This is a genomic window from Gordonia sp. UCD-TK1 (assembly GCF_001691435.1).
Lineage (GTDB): Bacteria > Actinomycetota > Actinomycetes > Mycobacteriales > Mycobacteriaceae > Gordonia > Gordonia hongkongensis.
Map to the genome: position 1 here is coordinate 211,725 of NZ_LZMP01000046.1, position 11,081 is coordinate 222,805.

Annotated in this window: 10 protein-coding genes and 1 pseudogene; 10 read left to right on the forward strand and 1 reads right to left on the reverse strand. The window is 68.8% G+C overall.

Annotated features, from left to right (window positions below; all coding sequences use genetic code 11):
- Positions 1-139 precede the first annotated feature (139 nt).
- The 10 genes from A9310_RS20850 to A9310_RS20895 all read left to right on the forward strand — a co-directional run bounded on the left by A9310_RS20850 (position 140) and on the right by A9310_RS20895 (position 10,760).
- On the forward strand, positions 140-331 hold the full coding sequence (locus A9310_RS20850; protein WP_004019064.1) for a ubiquitin-like protein Pup: 192 nt from the start codon (positions 140-142) through the stop codon (positions 329-331).
- Positions 328-1,209 (forward strand): proteasome subunit beta, encoded by an 882-nt coding sequence (gene prcB / locus A9310_RS20855; protein ID WP_065632210.1) that lies wholly within the window; start codon positions 328-330, stop codon positions 1,207-1,209. Before A9310_RS20850 ends, prcB begins: the two co-directional genes overlap by 4 nt.
- On the forward strand, positions 1,206-1,997 hold the full coding sequence (prcA, locus tag A9310_RS20860) for a proteasome subunit alpha (RefSeq protein WP_065632211.1): 792 nt from the start codon (positions 1,206-1,208) through the stop codon (positions 1,995-1,997). Before prcB ends, prcA begins: the two co-directional genes overlap by 4 nt.
- A 75-nt stretch (positions 1,998-2,072) precedes the next feature.
- Entirely contained in the window at positions 2,073-3,431 is a 1,359-nt protein-coding gene (gene pafA, locus A9310_RS20865; protein ID WP_004019052.1) for a Pup--protein ligase, read from the forward strand.
- A gap of 68 nt (positions 3,432-3,499) precedes the next feature.
- Entirely contained in the window at positions 3,500-4,492 is a 993-nt protein-coding gene (locus tag A9310_RS20870; protein WP_065632212.1) for a YafY family protein, read from the forward strand.
- A complete protein-coding gene (locus A9310_RS20875; RefSeq protein ID WP_065632213.1) occupies positions 4,492-5,463 on the forward strand; it encodes a YafY family protein in 972 nt (323 codons plus the stop codon). Before A9310_RS20870 ends, A9310_RS20875 begins: the two co-directional genes overlap by 1 nt.
- Before the next feature lie 83 nt (positions 5,464-5,546).
- Positions 5,547-5,819, forward strand: a complete 273-nt coding sequence (gene tatA, locus A9310_RS20880) for a Sec-independent protein translocase subunit TatA (RefSeq protein WP_065632214.1) — start codon at positions 5,547-5,549, stop codon at positions 5,817-5,819.
- A gap of 93 nt (positions 5,820-5,912) precedes the next feature.
- Complete coding sequence (gene tatC / locus A9310_RS20885) at positions 5,913-6,830, forward strand: twin-arginine translocase subunit TatC (protein ID WP_091344258.1); 918 nt, start codon at positions 5,913-5,915, stop codon at positions 6,828-6,830.
- Entirely contained in the window at positions 6,827-9,637 is a 2,811-nt protein-coding gene (locus tag A9310_RS20890; protein WP_065632215.1) for an RNA helicase, read from the forward strand. The genes tatC and A9310_RS20890 overlap by 4 nt, the downstream gene beginning before the upstream one ends.
- A 211-nt stretch (positions 9,638-9,848) precedes the next feature.
- Positions 9,849-10,760 (forward strand): DUF4333 domain-containing protein, encoded by a 912-nt coding sequence (locus A9310_RS20895; protein WP_065632216.1) that lies wholly within the window; start codon positions 9,849-9,851, stop codon positions 10,758-10,760.
- Positions 10,761-10,830: 70 nt separating this feature from the next.
- Here A9310_RS20895 and A9310_RS20900 read toward each other — a convergent pair.
- Positions 10,831-11,081 (reverse strand): annotated as a pseudogene (locus tag A9310_RS20900) (flap endonuclease); the annotation flags it as partial.

Below are 11,081 nucleotides of genomic sequence, written 5' to 3' on the forward strand. Positions count from 1 at the left end.
TCGTCCCCACAGGTAGTGTGGGAGCACACGATTCCGCAGGGTCGAGACACCGGATCACCGCCGCGACAGCGACACCCGATCCCGACTCCCTCGACCGCGGTAGCCCGCCAAGGGGCGATCGGTTTCAAGGAGGCAGCAGATGGCGCAGGAACAGACCAAGCGTGGTGGCGGCGGCGACGACGAGGGCGTGGGCCCCGATTCCGGCGCCGGACAGGAACGTCGCGAGAAGCTGGCCGAGGACACCGACGACCTGCTCGACGAGATCGACGACGTGCTGGAGGAGAACGCCGAGGACTTCGTGCGCGCCTACGTCCAGAAGGGCGGCCAGTGAGCGACAGGTTCGGTTCACTGCCCCCGCTGTCCCAGTTCCGCCCCGGCGCGTTCGCCGGCGCCGACATCTCGTCGTTCACCGAATTCCTCCGGACGCATGCGCCGGAACAACTCCCGCAGGCCCAGGTCGACCGGGTGGGGTCGTTCGCCGGCGGCGCCGACGGCGCCGGTGACATCCCGCACGGCACGACGATCGTGGCCGTGTCGTACCCGGGTGGGGTCGTCCTCGCCGGGGACCGCCGGGCCACCATGGGCAACCTCATCGCCACGCGCGACGTCAAGAAGGTCTACATCACCGACGAGTACTCGGCGGCCGGGATCGCCGGCACCGCCGGGATCGCGATCGAGATGGTCCGGCTGTTCACCGTCGAACTCGAGCACTACGAGAAGATCGAAGGCGTCCCGCTGACCCTCGACGGCAAGGTCAGCCGGCTGGCCTCGATGGTGCGGGGCAATCTCGGCGCGGCCCTGCAGGGCCTGGCGGCCATTCCGCTGCTCGTCGGCTACGACATCGACCACGACGATCCGAACGAACGCGGACGCATCTTCAGCTTCGACGTCGCGGGTGACCGGCACGAGGAGTTCGGTGGCTACACCGCCATCGGCTCGGGGTCGGTGTTCGCCAAGTCCTCGCTCAAGAAGCTCTACCGACCCGATCTGACCGCCGACGAGGCGCTCGCGATCGCCGTCGAATCGCTGTACGACGCCGCCGACGACGACTCGGCGACCGGCGGGCCCGATCTGGTCCGCAAGATCTTCCCGATGGCCGCCATCGTCGGCGCCGACGGGGCCCGGGAGGTGGACCCGACCGACATCGAGGCGGCGGCACGTGCCGTCGTCGAACGCCGCAGCGCCGAGCACGAGGGGGGTGCCCGATGAGCTTCCCGTACTACGCCAGTGCCGAGCAGATCATGCGCGATCGCTCGGAGCTCGCCCGCAAGGGCATCGCCCGGGGTCGCAGCGTCGTGATCCTCACGTTCGCCGACGGTGTGCTGTTCGTCGCGGAGAACCCGTCCAACACGCTCCGCAAGACCAGCGAGATCTACGACCGGATCGGTTTCGCGGCGGTGGGCAAGTACAACGAGTTCGAGAGCCTGCGCAAAGCCGGCATCCAGATCGCGGACATGCGCGGCTACAGCTACGACCGTGCCGACGTGTCCGGGCTGTCGCTGGCCAACACCTACGCCAACGCACTGGGCAGCGTCTTCACCGAGCAGGCGAAGCCGTTCGAGGTCGAGCTCTGCGTCGCCGAGGTCGCCCGTCCGGGCAAGCCGAAACGGTCGCAGCTGTACCGGATCTCCTACGACGGGTCGATCACCGACGAGACCCGCTTCCTGGTGATGGGCGGGGCGACCGAACCGATCGCGGCGGCCCTCAAGGACAGCTACGAGCCCGACATGGAGCTCGGCCGGGCGATCGGCGTCGCGGTCACCGCCCTGACGGCGCCGGCCGACAACGGTGGCGGGACCCCGACCGAACGTCGGGTGCTCGCCGCGGGCGATCTCGAGGTCGCCGTCCTCGACCACAACCGTCCGCGGCGCGCGTTCCGGCGCCTCACGACGTCCACGGTCGAAGGGCTCCTCCCACAGGCTGCGGCGGCCCAGTCCTCGGATACACCGTCCGAGGTGGACGAAGCCCCTGGTGAGACGCCATCCTCCGAACAGTGACGAGAACGCCGCGGCGCGCGGCGGCCGGTGCGTGTCGACCGGTCCGCCGCGGTCCGCGCGAGTAGGGTTGGTCAAGTGCAGCGACGAATCATGGGCATCGAGACCGAGTTCGGTGTCACGTGCACCTTCCATGGCCACCGCCGCCTGAGTCCGGACGAGGTCGCGCGGTACCTCTTCCGCCGGGTCGTGTCGTGGGGCCGGTCCTCGAACGTCTTCCTGCAGAACGGCGCTCGCCTCTATCTCGACGTCGGATCGCATCCCGAATACGCCACCGCGGAGTGCGACAGCCTCATCCAGCTGATCAACCACGACCGCGCGGGCGAACTGGTTCTCGAGGACCTGCTCGTCGATGCCGAACAACGCCTGGCCGACGAGGGCATCGGCGGCGACATCTATCTGTTCAAGAACAACACCGACTCGGCCGGCAACTCCTATGGATGCCACGAGAATTATCTCGTCGTGCGGGCGGGGGAGTTCTCCCGCATCTCCGACGTCCTGTTGCCGTTCCTCGTGACGCGCCAGCTGATCTGTGGTGCGGGCAAGGTTCTGCAGACCCCCAAGGCCGCGACCTTCTGCCTGTCCCAGCGCGCCGAGCACATCTGGGAGGGCGTCTCCTCGGCGACCACCCGGTCGCGCCCGATCATCAACACGCGCGACGAGCCCCACGCCGACGCCGAGAAGTACCGCAGGCTGCACGTCATCGTCGGCGACTCGAACATGTCGGAGATGACCACACTTCTCAAGGTCGGTTCGGCGGCTCTCGTCCTGGAGATGATCGAGGCCGGTGTCGCGTTCCGGGACTTCGCGCTCGACAATCCGATCCGCGCCATCCGCGAGGTCAGCCATGACCCGACGGGGCGACGCCCGGTGCGCCTCGCCGGCGGTCGGCAGGCCAGCGCCCTCGACATCCAGCGCGAGTATCACGCACGCGCCGTCGAGCACCTCACCAACCGCCGGCCCGACCCCGAGATGGACATGGTCGTGGACCTGTGGGGACGGATGCTCGACGCCGTGGAGAGCGACGACTTCGCCAAGGTCGACACCGAGGTCGACTGGGTCATCAAGCGCAAGCTGTTCCAGCGCTACCAGGACCGGTATTCGATGGAGCTCTCGGATCCGAAGATCGCGCAGCTCGACCTGGCGTTCCACGACATCAAACGCGGCCGCGGCGTGTTCGACGTCCTGATGCGCAAGGGGTTGGTTGCCCGGGCGACCACCGACGAGGCCATCAAGACCGCGGTCAACGAGCCGCCGCAGACCACCCGCGCCAAGCTCCGGGGCGACTTCATCTCGGCCGCGCAGAAAGCCGGGCGTGACTTCACCGTCGACTGGGTTCACCTCAAGCTCAACGACCAGGCCCAGCGGACGGTGCTGTGCAAGGACCCGTTCCGCAGTGTCGACGAGCGCGTCGATCGCCTCATCGCCTCGATGTGAGCGCCGGGTCACCGGCGAACCCAGCGTGCCTCCGCACGCGGTGAACGGCCACGTTCTAACCTGACTCGGTGGCAACCCCCAAAGTCGAGCGTCTGCTCAACCTCGTGATCTGCCTGCTGTGGACGCGGCAGTACGTCACCGCCGACTACATCCGCCGCAACGTCGCGGGTTATTCGGACGACGGGCAGTCCGACGAGGCGTTCAACCGGATGTTCGAGCGGGACAAGAACGAGCTGCGAGATCTCGGGATCCCCCTCGTGACGGGCCGGTCGCCGATGGCGGCCGGCGCCGAGGGATACCGCATCGACCGCGACTCCTACGAGTTGCCGGAGATCTCGCTGGAGTCCGACGAGGCCGCGGCGATTGCCATGGCCGCCGCGCTGTGGGACACCCCCGAGGTCTCGACGCTGTCGCAGACGGCGATCCTCAAGCTCCGGGCCGCCGGGCTCGATGTCCGCTCCGAGGACGATCTGGGGATCACCTCGGGCGGGTCATCACGATCGCTCGGTTCCGAAGAGGTCATCGCCGGCCTGCTCGCCGCGGTCCAGGACCGCCGTGCCGTCGAGTTCCAGCATCGATCGTCTGCCGCGGCCGCCCCGACCACCCGACGCGTCGAACCGTGGGGGGTCGTGTCGCATCGGGGCCGCTGGTACGTCGTCGGCCACGATCGCGACCGCGACGCCACCCGGACCTTCCGGCTGTCGCGGATCACGGCGGTCGCCGCGGTCGGTGCCGCCGACGCGGTCGTGGTCCCGGCCGGCACCGATCTCCAGCAGATCGTCTCCGCGGCGGTCGATTCCGCTGCCGGTTCGGACGGACGGACCGCGCGGATCTGGGTCGCGGCCGACCGCGCATTCGGCCTCCGCCGGGCCGCGACGACGACCGAACCCGCCGACTTCGACGGCGAACCCGGCGACATCGTGACGCTCGACGTCCACTCGCTGACGGCGGTGGCACGGATGGTGCTGGGTGTGGGCCCAGATGCGGTCGTCCTCGACCCACCCGAGCTGCGCGAGCTCGTCATCGCGAGCCTCGACCGTCTGATGGGGGTGAACGTCTGATGGCCGCGGCAGCGCCGTCGAGACTCAACCGGCTGCTGGCGATGGTCCCGTACTTCCAGGCGCGGCGGGGCATTTCGGTTGCTCAGGCCGCCGACGAACTCGGGGTCACGCAAGCGCAGCTCACGAAGGACCTCGAGCTGCTCTTCGTCTGCGGGCTTCCGGGCTATTACCCCGACGACCTGATCGAGCTCGAGTTCAGCGAGGGTTACGTCACGGTCGGGTTCACCGCGGGCATGGACCGGCCACTGCGGCTGACGACCGTGGAGGCGAGTACGCTCCTCGTCGCACTGCGGGCGCTGGTCGAGACCCCGGGCGTCGTCGACGTCGCGGCGGCCAGGCGGGCGATCGCCAAGATCGAGCAGGCGGTGGGTGCGACGGTGCCGGGGCTCGCAGGCGCGTCCGACACACCCGCCGGCCCGTCGGGGGAGAACCCCACGTACACGACGATCCGGGAGGCCACCAAGAAAGCGCGGGCATTGCGGCTGCGCTACTACTCGGCCGGACGCGACAGCGTCACCGACCGCGTGGTCGACCCCATCCGCCTGCAGGTCATGGACCAGCACACCTATCTCGAGGCCTGGTGCCGGATGGCCGAAGGCGTGCGGTTGTTCCGGTTCGACCGCGTCGACACCGCGACCGCCCTCGACGAGCCGAGTCGTCCGCCGGCCGAGGCGGCGGCGTCGAATCAGTCGGTGCTCGTCGCCGAGGACCCCGACCTCCCGGCCGTCGAGATCGAGATCGACGCCGATCACCTGTGGATTCTCGATTACTACCCGCTCGAACCCCTCGAGACCGTCGAGGACCGGCCCGATCCAGGTCTCCCCGTCCGCGCCCGGTTGGTCTACGGCTCGCCGGAATGGCTCACCCGATTCCTGCTCGGATTCGCCGGCGCCGTGCGGGTCGTCGATGACCCGGCGGTCGCCGCCGCGGTCGCCGACACCGCGGCGGCCGCCCGCGGACGTTATCGCTGAGACCGGCCACGGCTGGGCCCCTCCGGCTCGGCGTGTGTCGGGTAGCATTGGACACTGTCTGCTCCGAACTGAAGGGTGATCTCATGGGCTTCACGTCATGGTGGCACTGGGCGATCGTCGCCATCGTGCTGCTGATCCTGTTCGGCTCGAAGAAGCTGCCGGACGCCGCCCGTGGTCTGGGACAGTCGCTGCGCATCTTCAAGAGCGAGGTCAAGGAGATGCAGAAGGACGACGACAAGGACGCGCCGGCCACCACCGACGCGGCAGCGAACGATCCGGCACGACGTGAGCTGCCCGTGGGTGACTCGACCCAGCCGGCCACGCAGCGCGACGCCGACGCCAAGAAATCGGCTTAGGGGCGCGTCGGAGCATCGCCAGTGCGCACTCTCCCGATTCCCCGACGCCTCGACCCGCGGCAACGCAAGCGAAAACTCAATCCCGACGGCACCATGTCGTTGGTCGAGCACCTGTACGAGTTGCGCACTCGTATGGTCATCTCGCTGCTGGCCATCATCGCCACCACCATCTTCGGGTTCGTCTGGTACAGCCACGGCTTCCTGGGCATCCCGTCGCTCGGCGACGTGCTGCGCGGGCCGTACTGCGATCTGCCTGCGTCGTCGCGCGCGACGCTGACCCCGGATGATTCGTGTCGCCTTCTGGCGACCGGTCCGTTCGACCAGTTCATGCTCCGGTTGAAGGTCGCGCTGACCGCGGGTGTGGTTCTCGCCTGTCCGGTGTGGATCTACCAGATCTGGCAGTTCATCACGCCGGGGCTGCACGCCCACGAACGTCGCTACGGCATCATGTTCGTCGCTATGGCGACGACCCTGTTCGTCAGCGGCGCGGTGCTTGCCTATCTGGTGGTGGCCAAGGCCTTCGACTTCCTGCTCACGGTCGGCAACGAGGTCCAGGTCACGGCACTCGCGGGTGACCAGTACTTCGGCTTCATGCTCAACGTCCTGGTGATCTTCGGCGTCAGCTTCGAACTCCCGCTCCTGATCATCGCGCTGAACGTCGTCGGCGTGCTGACCTACGCCCGGTTGAAGAGCTGGCGCCGCGGGCTCATCTTCGCGGTCTTCGTCTTCGCCGCCATCGCGACACCGGGCCAGGATCCGTTCACGATGCTCGCACTGGCCCTCGCGCTCACCGTGCTGCTCGAGTTCGCGATCCAGTTCGCGCGGATCTTCGACCGACGCAAGGCGAAAAAGGCGCCCGCATGGGCGGGCCTCTCCGATGACGAGGCCAGCCCACTGCCGCCGACGAAACCGATCGCCCCGGCATCGCCGATCCCGGCGCCGGCGAACGCGGTCGCCAACGCCACCCGTACGTCGACGCGGGCACGCGAGACCTTCGACGACGTCCTGTGACCCAACTCGACTCGTTCACGTCGAGACTCGCTTTCCGCCTCGACGACTTCCAGCGCCGCGCGTGTGAGGCGCTCGAGGGCGGCCACGGTGTGCTGGTGTGCGCACCGACCGGCGCGGGTAAGACCATCGTCGGCGAGTTCGGCGTCCATCTGGCCCTGGCCGGTGGCTCGAAGTGCTTCTACACCACGCCGATCAAGGCGCTCAGCAACCAGAAGTACAACGATCTCGTGGCCGTCCATGGGCACGAGTCGGTCGGGCTGCTGACCGGCGACAGTTCGATCAATCCCGATGCCCCGGTCGTCGTCATGACGACCGAGGTCGTCCGCAACATGATCTACGCCGAATCACGGGCCCTGGACGGTCTGTCCCACGTCGTCATGGACGAGGTCCACTTCCTGGCGGACCGGTTCCGCGGGGCGGTGTGGGAAGAGGTGATCCTGCACCTCGAACCGTCGGTGCGGGTCGTCAGTCTGTCGGCGACGGTGAGCAACGCCGAGGAGTTCGGCGACTGGATCCAGACGGTTCGCGGTGACACCTCGGTGATCGTCGACGAACACCGTCCGGTGCCGCTGTCCCAGCACATGCTCGTCGGGCAGCGACTGTTCGACCTGTTCGATCCGGCCGACACCGGTCCGGCCCGCAAGGCCGGCACGCGACCGCGCGTCAATCCGGAGCTCAAACGCCAGATCCGGCACCGGATCCTGATGGCCGACGACGAGCGGGAGTCGTCGCGCGGCCGTGGCCGAGGACGTGGCGGCGCGCCCCGTCGACGCGACGGACGGGGACCCGCGCTCTCCCGGCCGAACCTCGTCACGCGACTCGACCGCGAGGGGCTGCTCCCCGCGATCGGTTTCATCTTCTCCCGTGTCGGGTGCGACGCCGCCCTGGCGCAGTGTCTGCGATCCGGGATCTCGCTTCTGACTCCCGCAGAGATCGGCGAGGTCGACGCGATCGTCGACCGCCACCTCACCGAACTGGCGCCGGCCGACCTCGACGTGCTCGGGGTGCATGAGTGGCGTGAGGGGCTGCGACGCGGACTGGCCTCGCACCATGCGGGGATGCTCCCGACCTTCCGGCACACGGTCGAGGAACTTTTCGTGCGCGGCCTGGTCCGGATGGTGTTCGCCACCGAGACGCTCGCGCTCGGCATCAACATGCCCGCTCGCTCGGTGGTTCTCGAGCGTCTCGTGAAGTACAACGGCGAATCGCACGTCGACCTGACGCCCGGCGAGTTCACGCAGCTGACCGGTCGCGCCGGCCGTCGCGGGATCGACGTCGAGGGTCACGCCGTCGTGGTGTGGACACCCGAGGTGGTGCCGGAGGAGGTCGCCGGCCTCGCCGGCGCGCGGACGTTCCCGCTGCGGAGTTCGTTCTCCCCGGAATACAACATGGCGGTCAACCTGCTCGGCCGATTGGGCCTGGACGGCGCGCGTGAGCTGCTCCATCGGTCGTTCGCCCAATTCCAGGCCGATCGATCGGTCGTCGGTCAGGCGCGAAAGCTGGACGAGGCGCAACGGGCGCTGCGCAAGCTCGACGGTGAGCTGGCCCGCGCCGCGCAGGCGCGGGGGCTGGAACCCGGTGGCGCCGAATCGGATTCGGACGACGGTCCGTACGCGGGCTTCCTCGGTTACATCACTTTGCGCGAGGACATCCGCCGCCGTGAACGAGACCTCAAGTACCGCAAGCGGGTCAATACACACGACGCCATCACCGCCGACCTGGCCGCGCTCAAACGCGGTCATGTCATCGGCGTACCCGTCGGCCGGCACCGCGGTCTGGCGGTCATCATCGAACCGGCCACGCAAGCACAAGATCCGAAGCCGCTCGTACTGACCGAGGACGCCTGGTGCGGACGCGTCGGTACCCGCGACTTCGTCAACCCGCCCGAGGTGCTGGGCAACATGCGGATGCCGAAGAACGCCGACCGACGCACCGGGCGCGGCCGCCGCGACCTGGCGTCGGCGTTGCGATCGACCGGCATCGAGATGCCGCGCGGACGTCAGAAGAAGCGCGCCGACGCCGCCGACGACACCGAACTCGCGAACCTTCGGCGAACCCTGCGCGCGCACCCGGCACATCAGCTGTCCAACGGTGACGAGCTGTTCCGGCTCGCCGAACGCCGTAACCGGCTGGTGCGCGACATCGTCAACGCCGAGCGCAGCATCGGGGAGCGGACGTCCACCCTCGGGGTCACCTTCGATCACATCGTCGGCGTCCTCAGCGAGCTGGGATATCTCGAGCGCGTCGCCGAGTCGACCGAGTCCACCGGGCACACGATGATGGTGACCGATTCGGGCAAGCTGCTCGGCCGTATCTACAGCGAGAGCGACCTGGTCGTGACCGAGTGCATCCGAGCCGGGGTCTGGGACGAGTTGTCACCCCCCGACCTCGCCGCGGTCGTCGCCGCACTCGTCTACGAGAGCCGGCGCGACAGTTACAGCGGGGTCGACGCCCTGCCCGGCAGCAGCTCGATGCGTGCGGCGATGGCCGCGACCGTCGAGATCTGGTCGCGGGTCACCGCGGTCGAGCAGCGTCATCGGGTCAGTCCGACACGCGAACCCGACACCGGTTTCTCGGTCGCCGTGGCCACGTGGGCGTCGGGTCGTTCGCTCGGCGAGGCCCTGTTGCTGGCGGGCGAACGCGGACAGCTGCTCTCTCCGGGCGACTTCGTGCGGTGGAACCGGCAGGTCGTGGACCTGCTCGAACAGATCCGACTCGGGGTGGGCTCCGACACGCGCCTCGGTGGGACGGCGCGGGCAGCGGTCAAGGCCATCCGCCGCGGCGTGGTCGCCGCCGAGCTCGGCTGAACCGCGCCGTCGACCTCCGCCGACGAGTGTGGGCCGGTGTCGGTTCACCGGACGACGCGACGCCGGGCCACGCGCGATGTTCGCTGATAGTGCCAGGCCGCTGAGGTAACGTTCATCCCGCATTCGGTGTCGGCGTGTCCTGCCCCGATACTGCCGCGACGTCACAGTTCGCCGGCACCCGTCCGGGTGAACGGCCGAGTGGGAGGGACTCATGACCGACCCGTACAACCCCAACCCGTCCCAGCCGAATCCCTCCGGTGATCAGTCCGGTCCCGACGGCAAGACCGAGATCGTGAACCTCCCCGGCGCCACTCCGGCGGGCGCCCCGCAGGCCGACCCGACCACCATGGCCCCCAACCCGGGCTCCGCCAACCCCGGGTCACAGAACCCGGGTTATGGTCAGCCGCAACAGAATCCGTACCAACAGAATCCCTACCAGCAAAACCCGTACCAGCAGCCGGGTGGGCCGACGGGCCAGCCGCCCCAGTCGGCCCCGTCTCAGTCCCAGCCGACTCAGGTCGGTCATCCCGGCGGACAACCGGGGCAGTACGGACAACCGGCCGGTCAGCCCTACGGGCAGCCCGGCGGTCAGTATGGCGCCGAGCAACACGGAGCCGGTCAGTACGGGGGACCGGGTCAGTACGGGGCGGGTCAGTACGGGGCGGGTCAGTACGGGGCACCCGGACAGTACGGCCAGCAGCCCGCCGGCCAGGACCCGTACGCCCAGAACCAATACGGGCAGAACCAATACGGGCAGTACGGGGGCGGCGACCAGTTCAGCGGAATGGCGACCGGGAAGTCGAACAAGACCGCCCGGACGCTGATGTTCGTCGTCGGCGGCGCGCTGCTCCTCATCGCCGCGATCGTGCTGATCACCGCATTCCTCTTCCCCGGATGGGCACCGAAGAACCTCGATCAGCAGGCGGCGCAGGACGGCGTGCAGAAGATCCTCACCGAGGACTACCAGGCCAGCGACGTCTCCGACGTCCAGTGCCCGTCGGGGCAGCGGGTGGAGACCGGAGCATCGTTCACGTGCTCGGTCACCGTCGGCGGGCAGCAGCAGCAGGTCACCGTCACGTTCATCGACGACGACGGCCGCTACGAGGTCTCGCGCCCCAGCTGACTCGACCGGCTGTGACGTCCGGCCTCAGCCGGCTGCTACATGCGGCCTCAGCCGGCTGCTACATGCGGCCTCAGCCGGCCTGGGGCCAGCCGAGAGCCTTGGCCAGCCTCCCCACCGACGCTCCGATACCCAGCTCCTCGACGAGCTCCGCGAGGGCCGCGGGGTCGGCGGGCTCGGCCGGGAGGATGTCCGAACCGCTGTCGATCGTTTCGGCGTCGGTGCGCACGGAGACGACGGTCCGCGCCGCCTGCAGGTACTCGACCGAGGCGAGCAGTGCCTTGCGGCTCCGTGTCGGAACCGATGACGACGGGTCGGCGGCAG

What these genes read in the sequence shown, in the direction of transcription:
- A9310_RS20875 (WP_065632213.1), top strand. Translation starts at nt 4,492, where the DNA reads ATGGCCGCGGCAGCGCCGTCGAGACTCAACCGGCTGCTGGCGATGGTC.
- prcA (WP_065632211.1), top strand. Translation starts at nt 1,206, where the DNA reads ATGAGCTTCCCGTACTACGCCAGTGCCGAGCAGATCATGCGCGATCGC.
- A9310_RS20850 (WP_004019064.1), top strand. Translation starts at nt 140, where the DNA reads ATGGCGCAGGAACAGACCAAGCGTGGTGGCGGCGGCGACGACGAGGGC.
- tatC (WP_091344258.1), top strand. Translation starts at nt 5,913, where the DNA reads ATGTCGTTGGTCGAGCACCTGTACGAGTTGCGCACTCGTATGGTCATC.
- tatA (WP_065632214.1), top strand. Translation starts at nt 5,547, where the DNA reads ATGGGCTTCACGTCATGGTGGCACTGGGCGATCGTCGCCATCGTGCTG.
- A9310_RS20895 (WP_065632216.1), top strand. Translation starts at nt 9,849, where the DNA reads ATGACCGACCCGTACAACCCCAACCCGTCCCAGCCGAATCCCTCCGGT.